Origin of the sequence: uncultured Merdimonas sp. (assembly GCF_963929015.1) — a bacterium.
Lineage (GTDB): Bacteria > Bacillota > Clostridia > Lachnospirales > Lachnospiraceae > Merdimonas.
Window position 1 is genome coordinate 219,695 of sequence record NZ_CAWVHE010000003.1, and the last position, 26,689, is coordinate 246,383.

The 26,689-nt window shown below is 49.2% G+C and carries 27 protein-coding genes; 24 read left to right on the forward strand and 3 right to left on the reverse strand.

Annotation, left to right across the window (positions count from 1 at the left end; translation table 11 throughout):
* The first annotated feature begins 3 nt into the window (after nt 1–3).
* From ftsE to ABGT54_RS01905, 10 genes are all read left to right on the forward strand, one after another.
* Nucleotides 4–690 carry a cell division ATP-binding protein FtsE gene (ftsE, locus tag ABGT54_RS01860; RefSeq protein WP_346662592.1) on the forward strand — a complete coding sequence of 229 codons (687 nt, stop codon included), beginning with the start codon at nt 4–6 and terminating at the stop codon, nt 688–690.
* The gene (gene ftsX, locus ABGT54_RS01865; RefSeq protein ID WP_346662593.1) at nt 680–1,588 is read left to right on the forward strand and encodes a permease-like cell division protein FtsX; all 909 of its coding nucleotides are present in this window, start codon (nt 680–682) and stop codon (nt 1,586–1,588) included. The genes ftsE and ftsX overlap by 11 nt, the downstream gene beginning before the upstream one ends.
* 38 nt (nt 1,589–1,626) lie before the next feature.
* Nucleotides 1,627–2,769 (forward strand): peptidoglycan DD-metalloendopeptidase family protein, encoded by a 1,143-nt coding sequence (locus ABGT54_RS01870; RefSeq protein WP_346662594.1) that lies wholly within the window; start codon nt 1,627–1,629, stop codon nt 2,767–2,769.
* Between the two features lie 41 nt (nt 2,770–2,810).
* Entirely contained in the window at nt 2,811–3,971 is a 1,161-nt protein-coding gene (locus tag ABGT54_RS01875; RefSeq protein ID WP_346662595.1) for a S41 family peptidase, read from the forward strand.
* A 96-nt stretch (nt 3,972–4,067) separates the two neighbouring features.
* Nucleotides 4,068–5,366: a dihydroorotase gene (locus ABGT54_RS01880; protein WP_346662596.1), complete on the forward strand. Its 1,299-nt coding sequence runs from the start codon at nt 4,068–4,070 to the stop codon at nt 5,364–5,366.
* Nucleotide 5,367: 1 nt separating this feature from the next.
* Nucleotides 5,368–6,285, forward strand: a complete 918-nt coding sequence (gene pyrF, locus ABGT54_RS01885) for an orotidine-5'-phosphate decarboxylase (RefSeq protein ID WP_204909346.1) — start codon at nt 5,368–5,370, stop codon at nt 6,283–6,285.
* A 97-nt stretch (nt 6,286–6,382) separates the two neighbouring features.
* The gene (locus tag ABGT54_RS01890; protein ID WP_346662597.1) at nt 6,383–7,174 is read left to right on the forward strand and encodes a dihydroorotate dehydrogenase electron transfer subunit; all 792 of its coding nucleotides are present in this window, start codon (nt 6,383–6,385) and stop codon (nt 7,172–7,174) included.
* Complete coding sequence (locus tag ABGT54_RS01895; protein ID WP_204930966.1) at nt 7,174–8,076, forward strand: dihydroorotate dehydrogenase; 903 nt, start codon at nt 7,174–7,176, stop codon at nt 8,074–8,076. Before ABGT54_RS01890 ends, ABGT54_RS01895 begins: the two co-directional genes overlap by 1 nt.
* Before the next feature lie 2 nt (nt 8,077–8,078).
* The gene (locus tag ABGT54_RS01900; RefSeq protein ID WP_346662598.1) at nt 8,079–9,611 is read left to right on the forward strand and encodes a DUF1538 domain-containing protein; all 1,533 of its coding nucleotides are present in this window, start codon (nt 8,079–8,081) and stop codon (nt 9,609–9,611) included.
* A gap of 10 nt (nt 9,612–9,621) precedes the next feature.
* Complete coding sequence (locus ABGT54_RS01905) at nt 9,622–10,314, forward strand: P-II family nitrogen regulator (protein ID WP_204930968.1); 693 nt, start codon at nt 9,622–9,624, stop codon at nt 10,312–10,314.
* Nucleotides 10,315–10,434: 120 nt separating this feature from the next.
* Here the strand turns inward: ABGT54_RS01905 and ABGT54_RS01910 are convergent, their stop codons facing one another.
* On the reverse strand, nt 10,435–10,611 hold the full coding sequence (locus ABGT54_RS01910) for a hypothetical protein (protein WP_346662599.1): 177 nt from the start codon (nt 10,609–10,611) through the stop codon (nt 10,435–10,437).
* Between the two features lie 158 nt (nt 10,612–10,769).
* Between ABGT54_RS01910 and ABGT54_RS01915 the strand changes: the two genes are divergently transcribed.
* The 13 genes from ABGT54_RS01915 (at nt 10,770) to ABGT54_RS01975 (ending at nt 21,907) form a co-directional block, all read left to right on the forward strand.
* Complete coding sequence (locus tag ABGT54_RS01915) at nt 10,770–11,537, forward strand: GNAT family N-acetyltransferase (protein ID WP_346662600.1); 768 nt, start codon at nt 10,770–10,772, stop codon at nt 11,535–11,537.
* Nucleotide 11,538: 1 nt separating this feature from the next.
* A complete protein-coding gene (locus ABGT54_RS01920; protein WP_346662601.1) occupies nt 11,539–11,985 on the forward strand; it encodes a GNAT family N-acetyltransferase in 447 nt (148 codons plus the stop codon).
* A gap of 26 nt (nt 11,986–12,011) precedes the next feature.
* Nucleotides 12,012–13,271, forward strand: a complete 1,260-nt coding sequence (locus ABGT54_RS01925; RefSeq protein ID WP_346662602.1) for a hypothetical protein — start codon at nt 12,012–12,014, stop codon at nt 13,269–13,271.
* 113 nt (nt 13,272–13,384) lie between these two features.
* Complete coding sequence (gene pyrE / locus ABGT54_RS01930; protein ID WP_346662603.1) at nt 13,385–14,065, forward strand: orotate phosphoribosyltransferase; 681 nt, start codon at nt 13,385–13,387, stop codon at nt 14,063–14,065.
* 59 nt (nt 14,066–14,124) lie between these two features.
* The gene (locus tag ABGT54_RS01935; RefSeq protein ID WP_204909354.1) at nt 14,125–14,277 is read left to right on the forward strand and encodes a hypothetical protein; all 153 of its coding nucleotides are present in this window, start codon (nt 14,125–14,127) and stop codon (nt 14,275–14,277) included.
* 29 nt (nt 14,278–14,306) lie between these two features.
* Complete coding sequence (locus tag ABGT54_RS01940; protein ID WP_346662604.1) at nt 14,307–14,795, forward strand: VanZ family protein; 489 nt, start codon at nt 14,307–14,309, stop codon at nt 14,793–14,795.
* Nucleotides 14,755–15,162, forward strand: a complete 408-nt coding sequence (locus ABGT54_RS01945) for a DUF6142 family protein (RefSeq protein WP_346662605.1) — start codon at nt 14,755–14,757, stop codon at nt 15,160–15,162. The genes ABGT54_RS01940 and ABGT54_RS01945 overlap by 41 nt, the downstream gene beginning before the upstream one ends.
* Before the next feature lies 1 nt (nt 15,163).
* Nucleotides 15,164–17,206: an aminopeptidase gene (locus tag ABGT54_RS01950; RefSeq protein ID WP_346662606.1), complete on the forward strand. Its 2,043-nt coding sequence runs from the start codon at nt 15,164–15,166 to the stop codon at nt 17,204–17,206.
* A gap of 76 nt (nt 17,207–17,282) precedes the next feature.
* Entirely contained in the window at nt 17,283–17,795 is a 513-nt protein-coding gene (gene purE, locus ABGT54_RS01955) for a 5-(carboxyamino)imidazole ribonucleotide mutase (protein WP_346662607.1), read from the forward strand.
* Nucleotides 17,796–17,855: 60 nt separating this feature from the next.
* Nucleotides 17,856–18,881, forward strand: coding sequence for a phosphoribosylformylglycinamidine cyclo-ligase (purM, locus tag ABGT54_RS01960; protein WP_346662608.1), 1,026 nt, complete (start codon nt 17,856–17,858; stop codon nt 18,879–18,881).
* Nucleotides 18,875–19,507, forward strand: coding sequence for a phosphoribosylglycinamide formyltransferase (gene purN, locus ABGT54_RS01965; RefSeq protein WP_346662609.1), 633 nt, complete (start codon nt 18,875–18,877; stop codon nt 19,505–19,507). Before purM ends, purN begins: the two co-directional genes overlap by 7 nt.
* A 4-nt stretch (nt 19,508–19,511) precedes the next feature.
* Nucleotides 19,512–20,783, forward strand: coding sequence for a phosphoribosylamine--glycine ligase (purD, locus tag ABGT54_RS01970; RefSeq protein WP_346662610.1), 1,272 nt, complete (start codon nt 19,512–19,514; stop codon nt 20,781–20,783).
* A 233-nt stretch (nt 20,784–21,016) separates the two neighbouring features.
* Nucleotides 21,017–21,907 carry a hypothetical protein gene (locus ABGT54_RS01975; RefSeq protein ID WP_346662611.1) on the forward strand — a complete coding sequence of 297 codons (891 nt, stop codon included), beginning with the start codon at nt 21,017–21,019 and terminating at the stop codon, nt 21,905–21,907.
* A gap of 100 nt (nt 21,908–22,007) precedes the next feature.
* Here the strand turns inward: ABGT54_RS01975 and ABGT54_RS01980 are convergent, their stop codons facing one another.
* Nucleotides 22,008–24,230, reverse strand: a complete 2,223-nt coding sequence (locus tag ABGT54_RS01980; RefSeq protein WP_346662612.1) for an alpha-galactosidase — start codon at nt 24,228–24,230, stop codon at nt 22,008–22,010.
* A gap of 180 nt (nt 24,231–24,410) precedes the next feature.
* Nucleotides 24,411–25,268, reverse strand: coding sequence for a MurR/RpiR family transcriptional regulator (locus ABGT54_RS01985; RefSeq protein ID WP_346662613.1), 858 nt, complete (start codon nt 25,266–25,268; stop codon nt 24,411–24,413).
* Between the two features lie 272 nt (nt 25,269–25,540).
* Between ABGT54_RS01985 and ald the strand changes: the two genes are divergently transcribed.
* The gene (ald, locus tag ABGT54_RS01990) at nt 25,541–26,659 is read left to right on the forward strand and encodes an alanine dehydrogenase (RefSeq protein ID WP_204909643.1); all 1,119 of its coding nucleotides are present in this window, start codon (nt 25,541–25,543) and stop codon (nt 26,657–26,659) included.
* Nucleotides 26,660–26,689: the final 30 nt, after the last annotated feature.

Genomic DNA, 26,689 nt, shown 5'->3' on the forward strand with positions numbered 1-26,689 from the left:
AGTATGATTGAATTAAAAGAAGTAACGAAAGAGTACTCAAAAGGGGTTGCAGCCCTGAACGGCGTCAATCTGAAGGTCGAACAGGGAGAATTTGTATTCATCGTAGGAGACAGTGGATCCGGAAAATCAACGCTGATCCGTCTGATCTTAAAAGAACTGGAGCCTACGTCAGGAAAGATTATTGTGAATGGTCAGGATCTTAGCAGATTAAAGCATCGCAAGATCCCGATGTACCGCAGAGGCATCGGTGTGGTATTTCAGGATTTCCGTCTTCTGAAAGACCGGAATATCTATGAAAATATTGCCTTTGCACAGAGAGTTACAGAAAAACCATCCAGGGTCATTAAGAAAAAAGTGCCTGCGGCGCTTTCTCTTGTAGGCCTTGCACAGAAATACAAGTCATTTCCAAAAGAGCTGTCAGGGGGAGAACAGCAGAGAGTTGCTATCGCCAGAGCCATTGTAAATGAGCCTGCGATCCTGCTGGCTGACGAGCCGACCGGTAACCTGGATCCGACAAACTCATGGGAAATCATGAAACTTTTGGAGGAAGCCAATAACCGTGGAACGACGGTTCTGGTCGTTACACATAACCAGGAGATCGTAAACGAAATGCAAAAGCGCGTTGTTACAATGAAAAAGGGAGTTATTGTAAACGACGAGAAAAAAGGTGGGTATAATAATGAGAATTAGTACAGTTGGGTATTCGATGAAACAAGGGGTAAAGAACATCGGAAGAAATAAGTTGTTCTCCATTGCTTCCATCGCGACGATGGCGGCGTGTATTTTTCTCTTCGGCCTGTTTTATTCCATTGTAGTCAATTTTAATTACATTGTGGAAAAGGCAGAAGAAGGGGTGGCGATCACAGTCCTTTTTGAAGAGGATGCCACAGAAGAGCAGAAAGAAGAAATCGGAGAAGAGCTGGAACAGGCGGACGGTGTGCTGGAAGTGAATTATGTCAGCGCCGAAGAAGCCTGGGATCAGTTCCAGGAAGAGTATTTTGGAGATAACGCAGAGCTTGCGGAAGGGTTTCAGACCGACAATCCGCTGGCCAATTCAGATAACTATGAAGTTTATATGGCGGATGTTTCCAAACAGTCAGATGTAGTAAAGTTTGCGGAAAGCCTGGACGGAGTGCGGAAAGTTAACCGTTCGGATGTGGTGGCAAAAACACTGACCAGCGTGAACCGCCTGGTGGGATATGTGTCCATCGCGATCATCGCAATCCTGCTGGCTGTATCGGTATTCCTGATCAGCAACACGGTCACCATGGGTATTACGGTGCGCCGGGAAGAGATCGCGATCATGAAATATATCGGAGCAAAGGACAGTTTTGTCCGGGCGCCCTTTGTGATAGAGGGTCTTCTGATCGGTGTGGTCGGAGCGCTGATTCCGCTGGCGCTATTGTATTTTATGTATGACAAGGCAGTGGCTTATGTGATGACAAGATTCAGCCTTTTGAATAATATCATTGATTTCCTGCCGGTGGTTACGATTTACCGGACGCTGCTTCCGATCGGTATTGTGCTGGGCGTGGGCATCGGATTTGTAGGAAGTTTCTTTACCATTCGTAAGCACCTTAGAGTATAATCAAAGTATACAAAGTATAATTAAAAAGGGGGATACATATGATACATAGAAAGCGAATCATCAGCCTGGTGTTGACGGCTGTTATGTGTCTGGGGCTGGGGCTTCAGGTCAACGCATCAGAGATCAGCGAGACCAAAGAAAAGGCAGCACAGCTTGAGAATCAAAAGAAAGCGGCAGAGAATGAAAAGAATTCTCTGGCAGCGCAGCTTGAGAAGATCGCGGGGGAGATGGAAGATCTTCAGGGTCAGATCGAAGAAAAGGAAATGGAGCTGTTCGCCAAGGAAGAAGAACTGTCACAGGCTAAGGTGGAAGAAAACGAGCAGTATCAGGACATGAAGAAGCGGATCAAGTATATGTACGAGAATGGTAACGCTCAGTTCATTGAGATCCTTCTGGAGTCCAAGACGATCGGAGATTTTCTGAACAAGGCCGAGTACATCAGCACGATTTCTGAATATGACAGAGATATGCTGGAACAGTTCCAGGAGATTGTAAAAGCGGTAGAAAAGCAGGAAGCAGAGATCCGTGACGAATATGAAGAGATGGGTGACATGCAGGATGAACTGATCGCAAAACAGGATCAGGTGTCCAAACTGGTTACCCAAAAAGAAGCAGAGATCAGCAGCCTGGGAAGTCAGCTGGATGACACCAATAAGAAACTTGCCCAGCTGGAAGAGGCGGCAGCAGAGGCACAGCGCAAGCAGGCAGAAGCAGCTGCATCACAGCAGGCACAGTCTTCGGCCGGCAGCGGTTATAAACCTGGCGGCGCAGGAGCGGCCGTTGTCAGCGGCAATGGCACTTTTACCCATCCGTGTCCTGGATATACTTATATTTCCAGTTATTTCGGATATCGGGAACAGCCACTGGCAGGAGCCAGCACCAATCATAAGGGAATGGATTTCGCGGCTCCACAGGGGACTCCGATCTACGCGGCGGCTTCCGGAACAGTTGTATCCGCGGCATACAGTGGAAATGCCGGAAATATGATCACCATCAGCCATGGAAACGGATTGTCCACGATTTACATGCACTGCTATCAGATGTATGTTTCAGCAGGCCAGACAGTAAGCAAAGGTCAGAATATTGCCAGCGTGGGAACCACAGGTAATTCTACCGGACCGCATCTTCATTTCCAGGTGAACTTAAATGGAGTGCCGACTAATCCGATGAATTATCTGTAGAAGGTGACAGTGGTCAATGAATCAGGAACAGGAAGAAAGAAATGAGATTAAGGAAATCTTTTTTACAGGGGGCGCTTTTTGGCGCCCTCGTTGTATTATCAGGAACAGGAATGATATCTTGCGGGATCAGACTTTTTGGTGATGATCCCACCGGGGAAAAGGTGGAGACGTTAAAGAAACTGATCAATGAAAAATATATGGGGGAAATAGAGGAAGACGCCCTGGAAGAAGGCCTCTATAAAGGGTATGTCCAGGGGCTTGACGATCCTTACTCTGTTTATTATGACGAGGGAGAGACAAAGGAGCTCTATGAGACCACGGAAGGAGAATACAGTGGGATCGGCGCGGTCTTAAGCCAGGATCTGGACAGCGGGGTGATCACGCTGGTTCAGATTTATGAGGATTCTCCGGCGGATAAAGCCGGCCTTCGGGATGATGATATTCTGACCAGGGTAGGTGAGATGGAAGTGACCGGCATGGATCTTTCGGAACTTGTGACCTATATCAAAGGGGAAAAGGGAACGGAGGTAGAACTGACGGTACTGCGGGGAGAAAAACCGCAGGAGATTACGGTGACGGCTGTCCGTGATACTGTGGAGGCGCAGACAGTAGAATACGAAATGCTGGAAGATCAGATTGGATATCTTGCGGTCAGCGAGTTTGATTCGGTTACCAGTGATCAGTACGAAGAGGCTCTGGAAGCGTTGTCCAGCCAGGGGATGGAAGGTCTTGTGGTGGACCTTCGGAATAATCCGGGAGGCAATCTTGATACGGTCTGCGATATGCTGGATCTGGTGCTGCCGGAAGGAACTATCGTATATATGGAGGATAAAGAAGGCAATCGGCAGACCTATTCTTCAGATGAAGAACATCAGCTGGATGTGCCAATGGCAGTGCTGGTCAATGGAAACAGCGCCAGCGCTTCCGAGATTTATGCCGGAGCGATCCAGGATTATGGAATTGGAACGATTGTTGGTACGAAGACTTACGGAAAAGGCGTCGTTCAGCAGATTTTTGATCTGGGAGACGGCACCAGCGTGAAACTTACGGTTGCAGAATACTTCACACCGAAGGGAAGGAGCATCAACGGAGAAGGGGTGACGCCGGATCTGGAAGTGGAATATGAGCCGGATGAAAAGGATCCGGAAGCGGATAATCAGCTGGAGACGGCGACGGAGGCGGTAAAACAGGCAGTGGAATAAGCCAGGCCGCTCTGCGGGTTCTGAATTAAACCTTTTCTTTTTCGGCCGGCCTATGGTAAAATAAAAACACAACTGTTTCAGGAAAGGAAAGCGAATATGACGATATTAATCCAAAACGGTCATGTGATCGATCCGCTGACAGGGCGGAATGAAGTGTGTGATGTTCTGGTGCGGGATGGAAAGATCCAGAAGATAGGGACCGGTCTTCCGGAAGAGGCGGAACAGGTCCTGGACGCTTCCGGGTGCTATGTCATGCCGGGACTGATCGATCTCCATGTACATTTCCGGGATCCAGGCCTGGAGTACAAGGAAACCCTGGAAACCGGGGGAAGGGCGGCTGCCCGCGGCGGCGTCACCACAGTCTGCGCCATGCCCAATACCAGACCGGTGATCGACACGGCGGAAAAGGTGGCGGATGTACACGCCAGAGCAAAGAAGGAGGCCCTGGTCCATGTGATCCAGATCGGCGCCGTGACCAGAGGACAGGAAGGAAAAGAACTGGCCGATATTGCAGGAATGGCAAGGGAAGGATGCCACGCGATCAGTGAGGACGGGAAGTCCGTGATGAACGCTTCCCTGTACCGGAAGGGCATGCGGGAGGCAAAAGCAAACGGTCTGGCCGTATTTGCCCACTGCGAGGACATTACCATGGTGGAAGGCGGCGTGATGAACGCGGACGAAAACGCGGCGCGCCTGGGTCTGAAGGGAATCACCAATTCCGTAGAAGATGTGATCGTGGCAAGAGACATCCTGCTGGCAAAGGAGACCGGAGTGCGGCTGCATCTGTGCCACTGTTCTACTGCGGACAGCGTGGAGATGATCCGGCTGGCCAAAGAAGAAGGACTGCCGGTGACAGGCGAGGTGTGCCCGCATCATTTCACCCTGAGCGCGGACGATATCAGGGAAAATGACGGAAATTATAAAATGAATCCCCCGCTTCGAAGCAAAGCGGATGTGGAGGCGCTGAAAAAAGGTCTCAAAGAAGGCATCATGGACGTGATTTCCACAGATCATGCGCCTCACAGCGAGGAAGAAAAGAATCAGCCCATGGAGAAAGCGCCCTTTGGCATCGTGGGACTGGAGACTTCCGCAGCGCTTACCTATACGGAACTGGTAAAACCGGGGATTTTAAGTATCATGGATATGGCGGAAAAAATGAGCCTGAATCCCGCGAAAATCCTGGGATTATCAGACCGCGGAAGCATTTCCGAAGGGAAACGGGCGGATCTGGTGGTATTTGATCCGAACCGGGAGTACCGGATCGATAAGACGACATTTTTATCAAAAGGCAAAAATACGCCGTTTGACGGACGGAAAGTGACCGGAGATATCAAATATACGCTGGTGGACGGCAAAATCGTATACGAAAATCAGGCATTGACAGGAGGAAACTAAAGTGATCAATCAGTTGACAGCAAAGATTAAAAAGACAGGAGCGCCGATCGTGGTGGGGCTGGACCCCATGCTGAACTATGTGCCGCAGCACATTCAGAAAAAAGCATTTGCAGAATTTGGAGAGACACTGGAAGGAGCGGCAGAGGCCATCTGGCAGTTTAACAAAGAGATCGTGGACAAGACTTATGACCTGATCCCGGCGGTAAAGCCCCAGATTGCCATGTACGAGCAGTTCGGACTTCCCGGGCTTGCCGCATTTAAGAAGACCGTAGATTACTGTAAGGAAAAAGGCCTGGTGGTGATCGGCGATATCAAGCGCGGAGACATCGGCTCCACTTCCGCAGCCTACGCAGTAGGCCATATCGGAAAAGTACAGGTGGGAAGCAGATCCTACGCGCCGTTTGACGAAGACTTTGTGACCGTCAATCCGTATCTTGGCTCCGACGGTATCAACCCCTTCCTGGACGTGTGCAGAGAAGAGAAAAAAGGCATCTTCGTCCTGGTAAAAACCTCCAATCCGTCCAGCGGAGAATTTCAGGACCGGCTCATCGACGGCCGTCCGCTCTATGAACTGGTGGGCGAAAAAGTGGCACAGTGGGGCGAGAGCCTGATGGGCGAAGAATACAGCTATGTAGGAGCCGTTGTCGGCGCAACCTATCCGGAGATGGGAAAAGTATTGAGAAAGATCATGCCCAAAGCCTACATTCTGGTGCCGGGCTACGGCGCCCAGGGCGGCAAAGGCAAGGACCTGGTACACTTCTTCAACGAAGACGGTCTGGGGGCGATCGTCAACTCCTCCCGCGGCATCATAGCAGCCTATAAACAGGAAACATACGCAAAATACGGCGAAGAGAACTTCGCAGATGCGTCCCGCGCAGCGGTAGAAGATATGATCGCGGATATCCGCAGCGCGTTATAACAGGACGTAGACAAATGCAAAAGGTCTACGTCCCAAATTGCAAATCAGGGTGTCCCAAATTGAATTTCAGGGTGTACCCGAAAGGAGAAAATCGTACATGAAGAAGAAGGAACAGGCGTTGGTGATTTCGCAGGAAATGCTTGCCGACGGGATTTTTAGTATGTGGATCCGCACAGATGCGGCAAATGCGGCGAAGCCGGGGCAGTTTTTGTCTATGTACACGGATGATGGAACAAAGCTTTTGCCCAGGCCGATCAGTATCTGTGAGATTGACAGGGACGGGGAAGCGCTGCGAATGGTATACCGTGTCACCGGCCCGGAGACGGGGACGGAGCAGTTTTCCCGTTTGCAGGCGGGGGATAAGATCGAGATTGTTGGCCCGCTGGGAAATGGATTCCCGCTGGAAAAAGCCGCCGGTAAACGGGCGATGCTGATGGGCGGCGGGATTGGCGTTCCGCCGATCCTGGAGCTGGCAAAGGAGCTGGCAGGCGAACTGGAACCGGTACAGAAGATGATCGTTGTCGGATACCGGGACAGCCAGACGTTTCTGAAAGAAGAGTTTGAGCAAAACGGTGCATTGTATCTTTCTACGGAAGATGGCAGTGTGGGGACAAAAGGAAATGTGATGGACGCTGTCCGGGAAAATCAGCTGGACGCTGATATTATCTATGCCTGCGGCCCGACGCCGATGCTGCGCGCGATCAAGGCGTATGCCCAGGAAAATGGTATCGAATGTTATATTTCTCTGGAAGAGCGGATGGCCTGCGGGATCGGCGCATGCCTGGGCTGCGTCTGCAAGAGCAGAGAAAAGGACGAGCACAGCAACGTGCATAATAAGAGGGTCTGCAAGGACGGCCCGGTATTCCTGGCTTCGGAGGTGGAAATCTGATGAATATGAAGATCAACATAGCGGGAGTGGAGTGGAAAAATCCCGTAACAGTCGCCTCCGGCACGTTCGGATCCGGAGAAGAGTTTTCGGAATTTGTTGACTTGAACCAGCTGGGTGCTGTAACCACCAAGGGGGTGGCAAATGTTCCCTGGGCCGGCAATCCGACGCCCAGAGTTGCGGAAGTATACGGGGGCATGATGAATGCCATCGGCCTGCAGAATCCGGGGATTGATGTTTTCTGCCGCCGGGACATTCCGTTTCTGAAGCAGTTTGATACGAAGATCATCGTCAATGTCTGCGGCCATGCGCCGGAAGAGTATCTGGCGGTGGTGGAGCGCCTCGCCGACGAGCCCATTGATATGATGGAGATCAATATTTCCTGTCCCAATGTAAATGCAGGTTTCCTGGCTTTTGGGCAGGATGCAAAGCATGTGGAGGAACTGACCGCCCAGATCAAGAAGATCGCAAAACAGCCCGTGATCATGAAGCTGACGCCTAATGTAACGGATATTACAGAGATCGCGAGAGCGGCGGAGGCCGGCGGCGCGGATGCGGTTTCACTTATCAACACACTGACCGGCATGAAGATCGACATTCACAGGAGAACCTTTGCCCTGGCAAATAAGACCGGCGGCGTGTCCGGCCCGGCAGTGCACCCTGTGGCCGTGCGGATGGTCTATCAGACAGCGCAGGCGGTCAAGATCCCGATCATCGGAATGGGCGGCATTTCCACAGCAGAAGACGCCATTGAAATGCTTCTGGCAGGAGCTACGGCTGTGGCGGTGGGAACAGCCAACTTCCACAATCCTTCCGCGGCGGCGGACGTTGTGGATGGAATTGCGGCTTATATGAAACAATATGGCATAGAAGATGTTCGTGAATTGATTGGAGGGGTCCGTTAGCAGTGGAGTTATACCAGACAAGATTTGCTGAAAAATTAAAGGAGGCACTGACTGCAGTGTCTCCTACGATTGGAATTGTGTTATTGTTAAGCTTTACGATCGCGCCCATTCCGCCCAGTATCCTGCTGCTCTTACTATTTGGCGCAGTGCTTTTGATCATCGGGATGATGTTCTTTACGCTGGGAGCGGAACTTGCGATGACGCCGGTGGGAGAGAAGATCGGTACCCGCATCGCCAATTCCCGGAATCTGGGGATCGTATTGCTGTTGTGTTTTCTGTTAGGCTTTATTATTACCATATCGGAGCCGGATCTGCAGGTACTTGCAGAGCAGGTTCCGTCCGTTCCAAATGCCGTGCTGATCCTGGCGGTGGCTGTCGGCGTGGGATTCTTTCTGATGATCGCAATGCTTCGTATGCTTTTTTCTAAAACACTGCGTTCCCTTTTGATTCTGTTTTATTTCCTGGTGTTTGTACTGGCATTTTTTGTACAGGATGACTTTCTGGCTGTCGCTTTTGATTCAGGCGGCGTGACCACCGGTCCCATGACGGTTCCATTTATCATGGCTCTGGGCGTGGGCTTTGCTGCGGTCCGAAGCGATAAACATGCGGAAGACGACAGCTTCGGTCTGGTTTCTCTTTGTTCCATCGGGCCGATCCTGGCGGTGCTGCTTCTGGGGCTTTTGTATCATCCGGAAAGTACCGGATATGCGGGCTCCGAGACCCCGGTGATCCGGGACTCTGTAGAGTTGTGGAGATATTTTGCCGCAGGGCTTCCGAAATATATTGAAGAAATCGCAGTTTCACTCCTGCCGATCATCCTCTTTTTTGCTGTATTTCAGATGATTTCTCTGAAAATGCGTGGAAGACCGTTGAAAAAGATCGTGATCGGAATGGTGTATACTTATGTGGGTCTGGTGCTGTTTTTGACAGGGGTAAATGTAGGGTTTATGCCGGCCGGAAATTATCTGGGATTCATGATCGCGGGACTTTCCTACCGTTGGGTATTGATCCCGATCGGTATGGTGATCGGTTACTTTATTGTAAAAGCGGAGCCTGCGGTGTACGTGTTGAAAGAGCAGGTAGAAGAAATCACGTCCGGGGCGATCTCAGGGGAGGCCATGGGACTTAGCCTGTCTCTTGGCGTATCCGTATCTATCGGACTTGCCATGATCCGGGTGCTGACAGGAATCTCTATTTTCTGGTTCATTCTGCCGGGATATCTGATCGCGCTGGCGCTGTCTTTCTTTGTCCCAAAGATCTTTACAGCGATTGCATTTGACTCGGGCGGCGTGGCATCGGGGCCGATGACGGCAACCTTTCTTCTGCCCTTTGCCATGGGAGCCTGTGAGGCTGTTGGCGGAAATATCGTGCAGGACGCCTTTGGCGTGGTGGCTATGGTAGCCATGACGCCGCTCATTACGATCCAGGTCATGGGCGCTGTATACAAGTACCGTTTCGCGCATGCCAGGGCCGAGGAAGCGCTGGAGGCTTCCTATCTGGATATCTGGGCGGATGACGATATCATAGAATTGTAGGAGGAACTGTATGAATCATATCTATCTGATGGGGATTATTATCAACCGGGGAATGCGGGAAAAGTTTCTCCAGTTTTTTAAGGAATATCACATCGAGGTGACGTTTGCTTCACTGGGCCGGGGAACAGCCAGCAGTTCTCTTCTGGATTATCTGGGCATGGAAGCCGCGGAAAAAGCGGTATATGTAGCCGTGGTCACCCGGAAAACATGGATACAGCTGAAAAAAGGCCTGTACACCAGGCTTCGGATCGATGTACCGGGCCGGGGAATTGCATTTCTGATCCCGTTAAGCAGTGTGGGTGGGAAAAAAGTACTGCAATATCTGACGGCAGGCCAGAAACTTGAGATCGAGGAGGAGAGCGTTTTGAAAAATACAGAGTATGAATTATTGGTTACAATCGCAAATTCTGGTTATACAGAGACGATCATGGATGCGGCCAGAAGCGCCCATGCTCCCGGGGGGACTGTGATCCATGCAAAAGGAACCGGCGCGGAACATGCAAAAACATTTCTTGGGATCTCTCTTGCGGAGGAAAAAGAAATGGTATTCATCGTGGTAAAGACATCGCAGAAAAACGAAATTATGCGCGCCATTATGGAGAAGGCCGGAACCGGGACCAAGGCCGGCGGCGTGATCTTCTCTCTTCCGGTGACGGATACCGCCGGGATCCGACAGATCGAGGAAGAACTGGAAGAGGAATAACTGATTTTGAAAATAAAAGTGCTGCAGGATATCTGTCCTGCAGCTTTTTTTGTGCGATACGCTCGAGGGCGACCACCGTGCTTGCACGAGTGGGCATCCGACCGGCAAGGAATACTGATGCTATTTTTCATAGAGAGCTAATTTCTTTTTTAATTCGGCTATTTCGTTTGTTAATCGTTCTTCGGAAAATTTTTTCTCCTCCTTCAGAGTATCAATTTCCTCCTGCATTTCATCAATCATATATTGCACAGTGTTTCGGTCTAGTTCCTGCAATTCCTTTGAGAACATATCCATCACCCTTTCTATATTCCTGATATTATTGTGCAGAAGGTTTTTGGCGATGTCAAGAGAAACGTAGTGGGAGCGGTTCGTTTAAATATTCGGGAGTGTTTCCTTGAGAAAATGAAGGGATAATGGTATGCTATTAAAAAGCACTGACCGGAGGCAAAGAGGTTATGACAAATCGTGAAATCCTGCGGATTGCCATGGAGCAGTCTGCGATAGATATTAATTGTAAAGCAGATGATTTCCTGAGAACAGAGCATGTGGTTGTGGAATCTAAGATTGGACCGGATGCAAGAAAGTATTATCATGAACCGGTCGCGCTGGATCTGGTCTCATATGGAAACAATATTGTTGCGTCTGTAAAAGATGAATATCGGGAAATTGCAGAAGAGTATATTCATAAATATGAATTTTATCATTGTTTTGAGACGCCTAACATGTATTGGCTGAACGAACGCCTTGCACCGTTTGGGCAGAAAGTATGCTTTATGGCAGAGTATTATCTGCCGGATCTGAACCGGATGAAACCGTTGCCCTGCAGTTATCCATTGCGGATTCTCACACAAAAGGATTTTACAGATTTATACAGGCCTGAGTGGAGCAATGCATTGGTTGAGGGAAGAAGGGAATTTGATGTCCTCGGAGTTGGCGCATATGACGGGGAAAAGTTGATCGGTCTGGCGGGCTGTTCTGCAGACTGTGATATGATGTGGCAGATCGGGATAGATGTGCTGCCAGAATACAGGAATAAGGGAATTGCTTCTGCGCTGACAAGCAGGCTGGCCTTGGAAGTCCTTGAGAGAGGGAAAGTGCCGTTTTATTGTACTGCCTGGTCTAATATCCCATCAGTCCGTAATGGGATCAAGAGTGGATTCCTTCCTGCGTGGACACAGATGACCGCAAAACCTGTGGATTTTATAGAGGAGATGAATCGCTGATATGCGCTATAGAAAAGCAACAATCGAAGATATCCCGGAACTGGCAAGGATCCGCAAGATGCAGCTTCATGATGAGGGCCCGCAGCCGGAAGAAATGATGGATGAGGAACTGGAGGCCTATTTTTCTGAAAAAATGGCAGACGGATCTCTGATCCAGTGGGTGGCGGAAGATGATAACCAGATCATTGGGACAGGAGCGATTATTTTTATGGATTTTCCGCCGTCTTTCACGAACAAGAGTGGAAAGCAGGGATATATTGCAAATATGTACACCAGTTCGGGAGACCGCGGAAAAGGGATTGCCACAGAGATTCTGGAAAGGTTGATCCGGGAGGGGAAGCAAAGAAAGATTACAAAATACATTCTTTATGCATCCCGTTGGGGGCGCCCGGTGTATGAGAGATATGGGTTCCAGGACGCAGGAGCGTGGATGGAACTGAAATTATAAAATCATCAAGATGAGGAGAAAAGGTTATGGAAGAGAAGATCATCAGAAGCGCCATCCTGGCACATGGAAGCAACAAAAGTTTTCATTTTGAGCTCCGGGAGGAATTGAAACCCAAGCAGATTGACAATGCAATCCGCGCGTATGCCAAAGGAGTTACAGCTGCGGAGGTCATTGCTTTCCTTGATGAAACCATGCTCTCAAACGGGAAAAAGGGGTATCTTGTTACCGAGAAGGGGATTTATTCCAGCACGATGTTTAACAAAAAATGCAATCCGCTCCCGCTGGATCACATGGTGTCCGTTGAGGTAGAGGAGTCGGACTGTATCGTGACCTATGAGGATGGAACAAAGCGGAGCTTTTTCTTTAGTATTCACAAGGAATTCCCGGAAATCTTGAGAGCAATCCTGAAAGGTGGGGGCCAGAGCGTGAGAGAGCCAGAAAAACCGGAGAAGGCGGCAGAGCCGCCGAAGGCAGTGGAGCCGCCAAAGCCGACAGAGCCGCCGAAGGCAGTGGAGCCGCCAAAGCCGATAGAGCCAGCTAAGGCAGTGGAGCCGCCAAAACAGGCAGAGTCGCCAAAGCCAGTGGAGGAAGAAGAGCCTGCTAAGCCCGAACAAGAGCCCACTGCGCCGGAAGAAGAGCCTGCCGAGCCGGAACAAGAGCCTGCTGCGCCGGAACAAGAGTCTGCCGAGCCGGAGCAAGAGACGAAGAAGTATAAGATTGCTGTCGTGGGAGAGGCAGACAGCGGCAGACATACGCTGGTGGAGCGCCTGTTAGAGAGCGGAGACCTTTCAGAGGATATTTCCCTGATCATCTTTGAGAATCCGCTGGAATTGTTCCGTTATCTGGAAGAACCTGGAGCTTACTTGAACGGCTATATAGGCGTCTGTGACGCTACAACAGGCACATCAGATGAACTGACGGATGCGATCCGGATCATGAGCGGGAAACAGATTCCTCTTTCTGCGTTGTTTTTTAATAAGCGGGATTTGTTCGAGGATGACGAAATGTTTCTTCTGTCAGCACAGATGACGCTGGGAGATATGGAAGATATGGGATTTGACGGTTTTTATCAGCCGGAAAGTGTAGAGATTTTACTTGGCCGTCTGTATTCGGTGCCGGTCTATATCGGGAGCGCAGTGGATATCAGGACGAATCACCTGGGGCCGGAATTTGGAAACGCAGTCCGGGAATTAATTCTGGCATTGAATGCCCATGAAGGGATCCTGCCGGACGGAGAAATGGAACCAGTATCATTAGAGGAACTGATTTCCAGATATCAGGCATAAATGTAATTCATTCTTACGGAAACAGACTGAATTGAAAAACCCTGTCTGATATGTTAGAATTGTTAAATGAAATAGGATCATTAGCAAAGATTAACTACACGGAGGTTTTAGATATGGAAAGCTACAAGCAGGAATTTATTGAATTTATGGTAGAAAGCGATGTGCTCAAGTTCGGAGAATTTACGCTGAAGAGCGGAAGAAAATCTCCGTTTTTTATGAATGCGGGCGCTTATGTGACAGGAATCCAGCTGAAGCGTCTGGGAGAATACTATGCAAAGGCGATCCACGAGACCTATGGAGATGATTTCGATGTGCTGTTCGGACCGGCTTATAAGGGAATCCCGCTTGCGGTGGTGACTGCCATCGCTTACAGCGAACTGTACGGGAAGGAAGTGCGTTACTGCTCTGACCGCAAGGAAGAGAAGGATCACGGCGCGGATAAAGGAAGCTTCCTGGGAAGCAAACTGAAGGACGGCGACCGGGTGATCATGATCGAGGATGTGACGACGTCCGGAAAATCTATGGAAGAGACGGTTCCAAAGGTAAAAGGAGCGGCAGACGTGGAGATCAAGGGCCTGATGGTATCCTTGAACCGGATGGAAGTAGGAAAAGGCGGAGAAAAATGTGCTCTGGATGAGGTGAGAGACCTCTATGGTTTTGACACCGCAGCCATCGTTACCATGGAAGAAGTGGTAGAATACTTATATAACCGGGAATGCCAGGGAAAAATCGTGATTGATGATACATTAAAATCTGCGATTGACGCATATTATGAACAGTACGGCGCAAAATAGAGGCCGGAAGAAGCGAGGGGAAGACGCAGGCGAAAGATTCAGGTTCAGGAGGGATATGTATGAATGAGAAGGCATATAAAGCAATGAGTATAGTCGGAGCGGCAAATATCGCAGTCGGGATCGTTATCCTGGTTGTCGGCATCGCGGCCGGTGTGATCGCGATCGTCAGCGGGGCAAAGCTCCAGAAAGAGAAACAGGGGCTTACTTTTTAAGCGCTTTTGGAAAGAAAGGAAGCATTTTTTTGAATTATAAGACGAGGAAGAGGGTTCGTGCCCTGGGGAAGCTTCTGTTTGTACTTTATGTGTTTTTTATTATCTATTTTTTGTTGTTTTCTGAATGGTACGGACGGACGGGGGTATATACGGAATATCGATATAATCTCGTGCTCTTTAAAGAAATAAAAAGGTTTTGGGAATACCGGGATCAGCTGGGCTTTTTTGCTGTGTTTACCAATCTGTTCGGGAACGTGATTATTTTTATTCCCTTTGGATTTTTCTTACCGATGGCAAGCAGGCGAAGGAGCCTGTCTGCCACGGTATTTTATAGTTTCGGCTTAAGTCTTTGTGTGGAGACATTTCAATTGATCTCCAGAGTTGGAAGTTTTGATGTGGATGATCTTTTGCTCAATACACTGGGAGGGCTGGCCGGATACATTGCGTTTGTGATATGTGCGGCGATAAGGAGAAGAAATGATACGCATAGGAAAAAAAGGAAGAAAACCAAGAACTGAAGAAGACCGGGCAAAAGCGGCAGCAAAAGCCAGAGAAAAGCAGCGGAAAAAGATGATCCGTACCAAGTACGGACAAAAGACGCTTCGTCATGCAAGAAAAGGAGTCTACTCCTGTTTTTATGGCGGAATGGTATTTGTGTTGTCGTTTCTGATGATCCTGATCTCCTATGTGGCAAAAGGAGAGGTGGGGATTCTGATCGGTCTTGTCGGGGCAGGGACGCTGGCATTGTCTGTGGCAGGGCTGGTTCTTGGAATTCGGGGATTGAAAGAACGAGATAAAAATTATATTACCTGCAGGGTCGGGATCGCCATGAACGGCGTGTTCCTTGCCGGTCTTGCAGGACTATTTATCAGGGGGCTGTTATAATATGATGGAAGAAAGATATGGACTTGCTGTAGAAAGGATCCGGCAGATTTCAGAGGAAGAAAGTGTAAATGAGAGATTCCTTTCGTTTTTTCGGGAAACTGCAAAGTTTCTATTGATGATTGATGAGTTAAAGAAACAGATGGAGGACGGGACGTACCGGAAACTTGAACTGGAAGAACTGGAAGTCTGGAACCGGCGCCTTTATGAAGACATCCTTCCGGAGAATTATGGGAAAAGCTTTGGAAATCCGGATTATGCAGTGAACATGCTGGGAGAGGAGTTTGGCCCGCTGTTAAGCGCTCTGTATACAGAGCTTCGGGGCGCTATTCCCTATGTATTTGAGGGAAAGACAGAATATCTGGACATCCTGATGGAACTCTTCCTGGAGATCTACTGCCAGTTTGAAGAAGAGGATGGTCCGGAAGCTGCCGCCGTCCGGGATACCATTTACTGGTATGCCAGCGATTACTGTGACGTATTTGTGGCAGACCGCATCCGGGATCAGATCGATCCGGAGCATTCTTTTGCCGCGGACCTGATTTGTAAAAGTGATCTTAAGGATCTTCGCTATCTGTACTGGTTCGGGGAATATATCAGTGAAAACGAAATGGAAACTGCAAAGTTTCTTCTGTCTCTGGATGAGGAAAAGATCCGGAAAATGGCCGATGTATATACGGAGGGCTACCGGATCGGATTTGTCAACACCGGAAAAGATCTGTCTAAGAAGGGAACGGTAGAGATCCGGTATGTGATTGGATTTGAGCGGGTGGTGAAGGCTGCCATCCAGAATTTTAAAGCCATGGGGCTGAAACCGGTGTTCTGCCGGTCCGGCGCAAGCGTGCTGACCAGGCGCCAGCAGCTGAAGACCGGGTACTATGGCGGTATTCCCAATAAGCAGTTCGACTATGATCACAAAGATGACCAGGCTTTGTTTTTGGATAAGAAATTTGTGGAACGCAAGCTGGAAGTGATCCAGACTACCTACGAGCATGAAAAGGAGCTGGCGGCTCTGATGGCCGGCCCGGCAGTGATCGAGATGTTTGGAGAAAAACCGTTTTCCCCGGAGCATAAAGAGAACGCCCTGAAGCTGGACAAAAAACAGGAAGAGCTTTCCAGACAGTTCGACAGCCGGCAGGGACAGATCGTGAATCGTTATATCCGAGGGGATGAGAGAAGCTTTACCCTCATTGCCTATCCGGTGCCGGAGATCGGACCGGACTACGAAGAGATTTTTGAGGAAGTGATCCGGATCAACACCCTGGATGCGAAGGTCTATGAAAAGGTGCAGCAGACGATGATCGATGCGCTGGATCAGGGAGAATATGTACACATCCTGGGCGGAAACGGCAACCGGACTGATCTGAAGGTGCAGCTGTACCGGCTGCAGGATCCGCAGAAAGAGACGATTTTTGAAAATTGTGTGGCGGATGTCAATATTCCGGTGGGAGAAGTGTTTACCTCTCCTGTGCTGGAGGGAACCAATGGAACGCTTCATGTAAGCAAGGTCTATCTTCATGATCTGCAGTACCGGGATCTGGAGCTTACCTTTGCCAACGGCATGATCGCGGATTACCGATGCGCGAATTTTTCCAGGGAGATGGAGAATAAAGCTTATATCCGGGATCATATTCTGCACCATTATGAGACGCTTCCTCTTGGAGAATTTGCGATCGGGACGAATACTACGGCTTATGTTGCGGCAAAGAAATACGGCATTGAGGACAAGATGCCGATCCTGATCGCGGAAAAGATGGGGCCTCATTTTGCGGTAGGAGATACCTGTTACAGCTGGAGTGAAGATGTTTCCGTCTATAATCCGAACGGAAAAGAAATTGTGGCCAGAGATAATTCGGTGTCTATCCGGAGAAAGGAAGATGTTTCCAAAGCATATTTCCAGTGTCATACGGATATTACCATTCCCTATGAGGAGCTGAAAAGTATTACGGTAGTAACAAAAGAAGGAGAAGAGATCCCGCTCCTGCGGGACGGAAGATTCGTTCTTCCGGGGACGGAGATCCTGAATGAACCGTTGAAAAACCTGTAGAAATCATGTATGATGAACGGAGAACAAAAGTGGACGTTTCCTGTCTGCTTAAGTATACAAGGAAAGGATGAAAATAATGGCAAAAGTAGGAATTGTAATGGGCAGCGACTCAGACCTTAAGGTGATGAGCAAAGCCGCATCCATGCTGGAAAAGCTGGGGATTGATTATGAGATGACGATTATTTCCGCACACAGAGAGCCGGATGTGTTCTTTGACTGGGCGAAGGCAGCAGAAGGAAAAGGGATCAAGGTGATCATTGCGGGAGCCGGTATGGCGGCTCACCTGCCGGGAATGTGCGCCGCACTGTTCCCGATGCCGGTCATTGGCGTTCCCATGTCTGGAAAAAATCTTGCAGGAGAAGACGCGCTGTTTTCCATCGTACAGATGCCGCCGGGAATCCCGGTAGCGACAGTGGCGATCGACGGAGGTATGAATGCGGCGATCCTGGCTGCAAAGATCCTGGCTGTTTCTGATGAAGAACTTCTGAACAAGCTGAAAGATTATACCACAGAGATGAAAGAAACCGTGCAGGCAAAGGCTGCAAAGCTTGATGAGATCGGATATCAGGCGTATCTGGACCAGAAATAGACATTTGGACAGAGTCAAACAGATTTTGGAAAAAATAGAAAAAAGATAAGGAGACTGGTTATGGATTATAAGAAGGCAGGCGTGGATATTGAGGCTGGATATCGTTCTGTGGAACTGATGAAGGAGCATGTGAAAAAGACCATGCGTCCGGAAGTACTGGGCGGCCTGGGCGGTTTTTCGGGAGCATTTTCTTTAAGTAAGATCAAGGAAATGGAGGAGCCGGTCCTGTTGTCCGGAACAGACGGATGTGGGACAAAGGTGAAGCTTGCAATGGTTCTCGATAAACACGATACCATTGGTATCGACGCAGTGGCAATGTGTGTCAATGATATTGCCTGCGCGGGCGGCGAACCGCTGTTTTTCCTGGACTATATTGCATGCGGGAAGAATTATCCGGAAAAGATCGCAGATATTGTCAAAGGCGTAGCGGAAGGATGTCTCCAGTCTGAAGCGGCGCTGATCGGCGGCGAGACAGCGGAACATCCTGGGCTTATGGCAGAAGATGAATACGATCTGGCAGGATTTGCCGTTGGCGTATGCGACCGGAAAGACATGATCACAGGGGAAAACCTGGCATGCGGGGACGTGCTGATCGGCATGGCGTCCACAGGCGTTCACAGCAATGGATTTTCTCTGGTCCGCAAGGTATTTGATATGACAAAAGAGTCTCTGGAGACGTATTATGACGACCTGGGAACCACTCTTGGCGAGGCGCTTCTTGCTCCAACCAGGATCTATGTAAAGGCATTGAAAAATGTAAAGAATGCAGGCGTGACTGTCAAGGCCTGCAGCCATATTACCGGAGGCGGGTTCTACGAGAACATTCCAAGAATGTTAAAGGGCGGCGTAAAAGCAGTGATCGAAAAAGACAGCTATCCGATCCCGCCGATCTTTGCGAAGATTGCAAAAGAAGGAAATGTAGAAGAGCAGATGATGTACAATACATATAATATGGGTCTTGGCATGGTGATCGCCGTGAACCCTGAAGATGTGGATAAGGCAATGGAAGCCATCCGCGCCGCAGGGGATCAGCCCTATGTAGTCGGCCACATTGAAGCCGGAGAAAAGGGAGTCGAATTATGTTAAATGTAGTTGTCATGGTATCCGGCGGAGGGACCAATCTGCAGGCGATTCTTGACGCGGTGGAAGACGGCGGGATCCGGAATACGAAAATCTGTGCCGTGATCAGCAATAACGCAGGCGCGTATGCGCTGGAGAGGGCAAAAAACCACGGGATCCCCGGAATCGTTATCTCTCCCAAACAGTTTGCTTCCAGAGAAGCGTTTAACGAGGCGTTTCTGGAGGAAGTGGAGAAGCTTCAGCCGGATCTTATCGTGCTGGCCGGATTCCTGGTAGTGATCCCGCCGGCTGTGATCCGCAGGTATCCCAACCGAATCATCAATATCCATCCGTCCCTGATCCCTTCTTTTTGCGGGACCGGGTATTATGGACTGAAAGTCCATGAAGCGGAACTGGAGCGGGGCGTCAAAGTAGCAGGCGCTACGGTGCATTTTGTGGATGAGGGAACGGATACCGGACCGATCATCCTGCAAAAGGCAGTGGAAGTAAAGAAGGGCGATACACCGGAGATCTTGCAGCGCCGTGTCATGGAAGAAGCGGAGTGGAAGATCCTTCCCCGGGCGATCCAGCTGATCGCAGACGGGAAAGTCAGGGTGACCGGTAAGATTGCAGAGGTCATAGAGGAGGATTAAGAAAATGAAAGTGTTGATCGTGGGAAGCGGCGGAAGAGAGCATGCGATCGCTTACAGCGCGGCAAAGAGCGATAAAGTGGACAAGATCTACTGCCTGCCTGGAAATGCGGGGATTGCGGAGTACGCTCAGTGTGAGCCCATCGGCGCCATGGAATTTGAAAAGATCGTGGCATTTGCAAAGGAAAAAGAAGTGGATCTTGTGATCGTAGGAATGGACGACCCGCTGGTGGGCGGTCTGGTGGACTGTCTGGAAGAAGCGGGGATCCGTACCTTCGGCCCCAATAAGGCGGCGGCGATCCTGGAGGGATCCAAGGCATTTTCCAAAGATCTGATGAAGAAGTATCACATCCCGACAGCGGCTTATGAGAATTTCACAGATCCGGAAAAAGCGCTTGCCTATCTGGAAACAGCAAAGATGCCTATCGTATTGAAGGCGGACGGCCTTGCCCTTGGAAAAGGCGTGCTGATCTGCAACACTCTGGAAGAGGCAAAAGAAGGCGTAAAGACGATCATGGAAGATAAGAAGTTCGGAAACGCCGGAAATGAGATGGTCATTGAAGAGTTTATGACCGGCCGCGAAGTTTCTGTTCTTTCCTTTGTAGATGGAAAGACCATCAAGACCATGACCTCCGCGCAAGACCATAAGCGGGCCGGCGACGGAGATACCGGACTGAATACCGGCGGTATGGGAACCTTTTCCCCCAGCCCCTTCTATACAAAAGAGGTGGATGAATTCTGCCAGAAACATATTTATCAGGCGACGGTAGACGCCATGCGTGCAGAGGGAAGACCTTTTAAGGGTATCATTTTCTTTGGCCTGATGCTGACAGAAGACGGACCCAAGGTCCTGGAATACAACGCAAGATTTGGGGATCCGGAAGCACAGGTGGTACTGCCCCGGATGAAAAATGATCTTATCGAAGTGGCGGAAGCCTGCATTGACGGTACGCTGGATCAGGTGGATCTGCAGTTTGAGGACAATGCTGCGGTCTGCGTGGTGCTGGCAAGCGAGGGGTATCCGGTATCCTATCAAAAGGGGCTGCCAATCACCGGCCTGGAGAAATTCAAGGATGCAGACGGTTACTACTGCTTCCATGCAGGAACCAAATTCGACGGAAATCAGATCGTGACCAGCGGAGGACGTGTCCTTGGCATTACAGCAAAGGGAAAAGATCTGAAAGAGGCGAGAGCCAACGCCTATGCTGCTACAGAGTGGGTACAGTTTGATAACAAATATATGCGTCACGATATCGGAAAGGCGATTGACGAGGCATAAATATAAATACATTTAAATATGAATAGAAACTGCCAGGAATCTATGCTATGATATATGAAAGCATTACATTTCTGGCAGTTTTTCTTTAGCGGCAATTGCCGTGTCTGATTTTCTAAAAAGATCTAAAAGAAATCTTAATGCTTTGATTCCAATTTACAGGGCAGAGAGGTTTCGTAAAATCTTTTGGGAAGTTTGGGAAGCCTCCCGCAGGATTCTATGAAAAGGAGGCAGTTATGAGCAAGCAGAATCCGGTTCCGAACAGAACCTACAAATCCACGATCTTCATCAGGCTGATGGAGGATAAGAGAAAGCTGCTGGAGGTGTATAATGCAGTCAGTGGAAACCATTATACAGATCCAGACCTTCTTACGATTAATACACTGGAGAATGCTATTTATATGTCAGTGAAAAACGATGTTTCGTTTTTGATTGATTCCAGATTATATCTGTATGAGCATCAGTCTACGTACAGCCCGAATCTCCCATTGAGGCTGCTTTTGTATCTGGGAGATCTGTATGCAGGGATGACAGAGAATGAAAACCTATATGGCAGAAAGCTGGTGAAGATTCCACCGCCACAGTTTTTAATTCTCTATAATGGAGAGGAAGAGTTGCCAGACAGGAAAATTCTTCGTTTGTCAGACATGTATGCGGCAGAGGAAGCAGAGCATAAGCTGGAACTGGAGGCAGTGATGCTGAATATAAATGCAGGCCATAGTCCGGAACTTTTAAGTGTATGTAGTATTTTATGGGAATATGCGGAGTATACAGCCAGGGTACGGAAGTATGCGAAGAAACAATCGATTGAGGATGCGGTAGAGAGGACGATTGAGGAATGTATCGAAGAGGGAATTCTGGAAGAATTTTTGCGGAAAAACCGCGCGGAGGCCAAGAATATGAGTATCTATGAGTATAATCAGGAGAAGCACCTGCGGCAGGAGAGGGAGGCGTCCTGGGAGGAAGGCCGAGAAACTGGAATACAGGAAGGCCGGAAAGCAGAGCAACGCAAAACTGCCTTTAACTTGTCGGAAATGGGAATGGATGTAGAAAAGATCGCCCAAGCGGTGGAGGCAAGTGTAGAGGATGTGCAGTCATGGCTTAGAGGAGAGTGTGTAGAAAATTAGAATTTTCATAGAAATAGAGGAAGAGGGTGTCGCTCAATCATCTGGCTTGACGATTGAGCGGCACCCTCGCTCTGTTTATGGGAAAATAGGATCTGGCTTATTACTCTGTTTCCAAAAGATACAATCTGGAATCAAAGTCGCAGCTTATTTCCATGCCGGGAACTGGTTCCCCTGCGGAAGAGTCGGAAGTCACAAGTCCTGCGTTCATCAGCTCATCTCCGTAGTAGAGTTGTCCGTCCGCGGAATTTTTATAACACAGATCCGGATTCAGACCCGTGAGTGACAGCCTGGTGAACCGGTCGTTGACGGTATTGAGGATCCGGTACCATCCCACAAGAGCCTGGCGCCGGTCCGGACTTACCACCATCCAGGCGGTCTCGTTATTCTCAAACGGGCTTAGCAGCCGGTAGAAGTCGCCGAACTGGATCAACTCCCGGTGATCCTTCATGAAACGGATCTGTTTCTTAACTTCTTCCTGTTCTTCGGGGGTCAGCCGGTTTAAGTCCAGCTCATACCCAAAGGTCCCAAAATACGCTACATTTGCCCGGGTGTGAAGCGGCGTATTCCGGTTCAGCTGATGGTTGGGGCACATGGATACGTGGCTGCCCATGCTGACAACCGGATAGCCGTAGGAAGAACCGTACTGGATCTTCAGGCGTTCTATCGCATCGGTATCGTCGCTGGTCCATGCCTGGGGCGCGTAATAGAGCATACCCGGGTCAAACCTTGCCCCGCCGCTTGCGCAGGACTCAAAGAGAACCTCAGGAAATGCACTGGTCAGGCGTTCATAAAGGTCATAAACACCCAGAATATAGCGGTGGAACACTTCTCCCTGCTGATCTGCCGGGAGAGCAGCGCTCCAGCATTCGCTGATGCTGCGGTTCATATCCCATTTGACATAAGAGACTTTTGCATGGGACAGGATCTTTGCCATCATTTCGTAAATGCAGTCTACCACCTCCGGGCGGGAGAAATCCAGGACATACTGGAAGCGGCCGTGGGAGACGGCGCGGTCCGGCGTCTGCAAGATCCAGTCCGGGTGGGCGCGGTACAGATCGGAATCCTTATTCACCATCTCTGGTTCAAACCAGAGCCCGAATTTCAGGCCAAGGGCTGTGACTTTTTCGGCGATTCCGGTGATGCCTTCCGGTAAAAGAGAAGGCGCGGCCACCCAGTCGCCAAGACCTGCGCGGTCGTTTCGTCTGGCGCCGAACCACCCGTCGTCCAGGACAAATAATTCCACGCCGCATTCTTTTGCTTTCGCGGCAATCTCTACCAGCCGGTCTTCCGTAAAATCAAAATAAGTGGCTTCCCAGTTATTGAGAAGGATGGGACGGGTTCTGTCCCGCCAGTAGCCTCTGGCCAGCCGGCTCCTGTACAGCCGGTGAAGTGTCTGGCTTAAGTCATTGAGCCCGTTTCCGGTATAGACCATGACAGCCTCCGGCGTCTGAAAGCTGGCGCCGGGGGTTAATTTCCAGTCAAACCAGTCCGGGTGGATGCCAAGGAGCATCCGGGTGGTTCCGTGGGTGTCTACTTCTGCCTGCGCAAGGAAATTACCGCTGTAAACCAGAGAAAAGCCGACGGCTTCGCCCTGAAATTCATCAGTGTTCGGGCGTTTCAGTATAACAAAAGGATTGTGTTCGTGGGAAGAATGTCCGCGCAGGCTTCCGACGGACTGGATCCCCATCTCCAGACGGCGGACTTTTGCGTGCCGTTCTTTCGCCCAGGCGCCGGAAAACTGGATCATATCATAGCGGTCATCCGGCAGATCCATGCAAAGACTCATGGCTCTGGTCAGATGAACCGTTTCGTTTCCTTCGTGAAAGAAACAGGCGCTCCTTGTGATGACTGCCTCCTTTGCAAAGATGGTATAGAGCAGATGGAGGCGCACGCCGGTTAGCGGATCCTTCAGGATCAGCGTCAGTGTTTCGGCTTCTTCCGGAGCTTCGGTATAGGTGGCGGGAAGCCCTGCAAGGCGCGGCTTTCCAGGGTGGATCTGGTATCCTTCATACTGGAAATCGCAGATCCGGCTTCCGTTTTCCTGCAGGATCTCCACAGCAGGCTGCCGGTAGTCACTGGAACCATAAACGCCGTATTCCTGTCTTGTGTGTTCCAGAGAAAAACTCCGGTCATTTTCGAACAGATAGGATGTCATGGGACGGGGGGCCGTCTCCAGAAGATAAGAGTAGTCTTCTTTCTGGTGGATACGCTTCCCAAAGTACAGCTGGCCCATATGGCGGTTTGGCAGAACCGTCATAATGTAGCTGATCTTATCGTTAAATAGATGAAATGTCCGGGTGGATTTGTAAAAGGCAATACTCATAAATTTATTCCTCCTGTAGAAAACTGCCGGATTTTTTCGGATCCGGGAATGTATTTTTTTCGTACTATTTCTTATTATAGGAGGAAATCTGTAAAATATGACAGGTGGACATGTTAGAAAAAACCGTCAAAATGTTAAAAACATTTTGGCGGTTTTTGTGACGCATATAAAAGCAAAAAATCAATAGGTACCAAGTTCTTCAATAAAGCGGTCGATTTTTTTGAGACGCTTTTCAATTCCCCGGACTTTATGGCTGATCGTGTCAAGAAGAGCTTCTGACACAAACTGCGGAGCGACCATAGAGTTGAAAAAATTGTTGCTGTTTACAGGAGCGGTTAAAAGAACAGAAGCATATTCTGCCAGAAGAGCGCTTGGCTTGTCCGTGATCACTACAATCTTTGCACCGGCTTCTCTTGCCATTTTTGCTGCGAGTTTATCCAGAGACGAGTATCTGGGAAAGCTGAACACGATCAGACAGTCATCTTTGGATATATTGCAGATATGATCGATAGGACTTATGGGGGTGGCGTTTGTCATTTCCACATTAGGTACCATATGCTTGAGATACAGCAGGAAATAATCTCCCAGACAGGAGTTCCCGCGAGAGCAGACAATATATTTGTGCCTGCTGGAAATAATGGCGTCTGCCGCTTCTTCAAAGGTCTGGATCGTATTGTTGACAAAGATGGATTCCAGATTTTTTGCAGAATTTTTCAGATGGCGCTTCAGGTATTCGGCGCTGTCATCTAGTTTTGCCCGTTTGGCAATGCGCTGGGAGGGCACGGTAATACTGCTGGAAATGCTTAACACCTTATCCTGATAGTCTCTTCTTAATGATTTCTGGAAATCCATAAATCCGTTATAGCCAAGAGAACGGCTGAAACGGATCACAGAGGATTCGCTGACGCCAAGTTTCAGGGCAATCTCGGTAGAGGTCATAAAGCAGGCGTCTGCGGAATTGTCTAATATGAACTTTGCGATCATTTTCTGGGTTTTTGTAAGGTTGGCGTTGCGGATCGTTTCTCTTAGTTCTTTCATAAAATAAGCACCTGCCCTCTGGAAATCCTTCTATCTCAATTTAAGCATGAAATAAATAAATATGCAAGTAAATTGTAAAAACAATTAAGAAATTTGCAATACAATAAAAAGTTTTGTGAAAAAAATAACTTTTATTGAATAATATACACTGGTGTGCTAGTATAATTTTAGAGACAAATGAATAATATTCTTCAAAACCGGACTGGAAATGAAAAATATTGTTCAGAACAACGAACGTGTGAAAAAGAAAAGAGAAACAGGAGGGAATCAAATTGAAAGTAGGATGTGTAAAAGAAATCAAAAACAATGAGTTCCGTGTAGGTATGACACCTGACAATGTGAAGGTATATGCCGGAGCAGGACATGAGGTTTATATCGAAAAGGGCGCGGGACTCGGCTCCGGATTTACTGATGCTGAGTATGAAGCTGCCGGAGCAAAGATGATCGATACGGCAAAAGAAGTATGGGATACCGTTGAGATGATGATCAAGGTAAAAGAGCCTCTGCCGGAAGAGTATCCGTTGTTCCATGAAGGACTGATCCTTTATACTTATCTTCACCTGGCTGCAGACAAACCGCAGACAGACGCTCTTTTGAACGGTAAAGTAAAAGGCGTTGCCTATGAAACACTTTTTGATCCCAGACAGGGCGGACTGCCGCTGCTTGCTCCTATGAGCCAGATCGCAGGACGCTTAAGTATCCAGGAAGGCGCAAAGTACCTGGAGAAGAGATTCGGAGGCGAAGGTGTTCTGTTGGCAGGCGTTCCCGGAACCCCGAAGGCAAACATCGTAATCCTTGGCGGCGGTAATGTAGGAACCAATGCCTGCAAGATCGCGGTCGGCATGGGCGCAAATGTAACAATCCTGGATATCAGCCTTCCGAGACTGGCTTATCTGGATGACCTGTTCGGCGCACGTGTACAGACACTGGTTTCCAATGACGCGAACATTGAGAAATCTGTAAAAGAAGCAGACCTGGTAATCGGTTCCGTACTGATCCCCGGAAAAGCTGCTCCGAAGATCTTCAAGAAGAAATATCTCAAAGAGATGAAGCCGGGCGCTGTATTTGTAGACGTTGCGGTTGACCAGGGCGGATGTGGCGAGACCACAAGAGTTACCTATCATGATGATCCGATCTTTATTGAGGACGGTGTTGTTCATTACTGCGTAGGAAATATGCCTGGAGCAGTTCCGAGAACATCCACCATCGCGCTGACAAACGCTACCGTATATTACGGACTGCAGATTGCCAACAAGGGTCTGGAGCAGGCATGCAAGGACAACGAAGTGATCTACTCCGCGATCAACACCTATGACGGCAAACTGACCTGCAAGAACGTAGCAGACAGCTTTGACTGCTATGAATATGTAGATATTAAGACACTTTGCTAATTACAATAAAGACATTTCCAAACTTAATTC

Coding starts and splice junctions, on each gene's coding strand:
- ABGT54_RS01895 (WP_204930966.1), top strand. CDS start 7,174: ATGAATATGAAGATCAACATAGCGGGAGTGGAGTGGAAAAATCCCGTA.
- ABGT54_RS01985 (WP_346662613.1), bottom strand. CDS start 25,268: ATGAAAGAACTAAGAGAAACGATCCGCAACGCCAACCTTACAAAAACC.
- ABGT54_RS01925 (WP_346662602.1), top strand. CDS start 12,012: ATGGAAGAGAAGATCATCAGAAGCGCCATCCTGGCACATGGAAGCAAC.
- ftsE (WP_346662592.1), top strand. CDS start 4: ATGATTGAATTAAAAGAAGTAACGAAAGAGTACTCAAAAGGGGTTGCA.
- ABGT54_RS01890 (WP_346662597.1), top strand. CDS start 6,383: ATGAAGAAGAAGGAACAGGCGTTGGTGATTTCGCAGGAAATGCTTGCC.
- ftsX (WP_346662593.1), top strand. CDS start 680: ATGAGAATTAGTACAGTTGGGTATTCGATGAAACAAGGGGTAAAGAAC.
- ABGT54_RS01915 (WP_346662600.1), top strand. CDS start 10,770: ATGACAAATCGTGAAATCCTGCGGATTGCCATGGAGCAGTCTGCGATA.
- purN (WP_346662609.1), top strand. CDS start 18,875: ATGTTAAATGTAGTTGTCATGGTATCCGGCGGAGGGACCAATCTGCAG.
- ABGT54_RS01905 (WP_204930968.1), top strand. CDS start 9,622: ATGAATCATATCTATCTGATGGGGATTATTATCAACCGGGGAATGCGG.
- ABGT54_RS01880 (WP_346662596.1), top strand. CDS start 4,068: ATGACGATATTAATCCAAAACGGTCATGTGATCGATCCGCTGACAGGG.
- ABGT54_RS01950 (WP_346662606.1), top strand. CDS start 15,164: ATGATGGAAGAAAGATATGGACTTGCTGTAGAAAGGATCCGGCAGATT.
- ABGT54_RS01945 (WP_346662605.1), top strand. CDS start 14,755: ATGATACGCATAGGAAAAAAAGGAAGAAAACCAAGAACTGAAGAAGAC.
- ABGT54_RS01935 (WP_204909354.1), top strand. CDS start 14,125: ATGAATGAGAAGGCATATAAAGCAATGAGTATAGTCGGAGCGGCAAAT.
- pyrE (WP_346662603.1), top strand. CDS start 13,385: ATGGAAAGCTACAAGCAGGAATTTATTGAATTTATGGTAGAAAGCGAT.
- ABGT54_RS01975 (WP_346662611.1), top strand. CDS start 21,017: ATGAGCAAGCAGAATCCGGTTCCGAACAGAACCTACAAATCCACGATC.
- purD (WP_346662610.1), top strand. CDS start 19,512: ATGAAAGTGTTGATCGTGGGAAGCGGCGGAAGAGAGCATGCGATCGCT.
- purE (WP_346662607.1), top strand. CDS start 17,283: ATGGCAAAAGTAGGAATTGTAATGGGCAGCGACTCAGACCTTAAGGTG.
- purM (WP_346662608.1), top strand. CDS start 17,856: ATGGATTATAAGAAGGCAGGCGTGGATATTGAGGCTGGATATCGTTCT.
- ABGT54_RS01870 (WP_346662594.1), top strand. CDS start 1,627: ATGATACATAGAAAGCGAATCATCAGCCTGGTGTTGACGGCTGTTATG.
- ABGT54_RS01875 (WP_346662595.1), top strand. CDS start 2,811: ATGAGATTAAGGAAATCTTTTTTACAGGGGGCGCTTTTTGGCGCCCTC.
- ABGT54_RS01920 (WP_346662601.1), top strand. CDS start 11,539: ATGCGCTATAGAAAAGCAACAATCGAAGATATCCCGGAACTGGCAAGG.
- ABGT54_RS01980 (WP_346662612.1), bottom strand. CDS start 24,230: ATGAGTATTGCCTTTTACAAATCCACCCGGACATTTCATCTATTTAAC.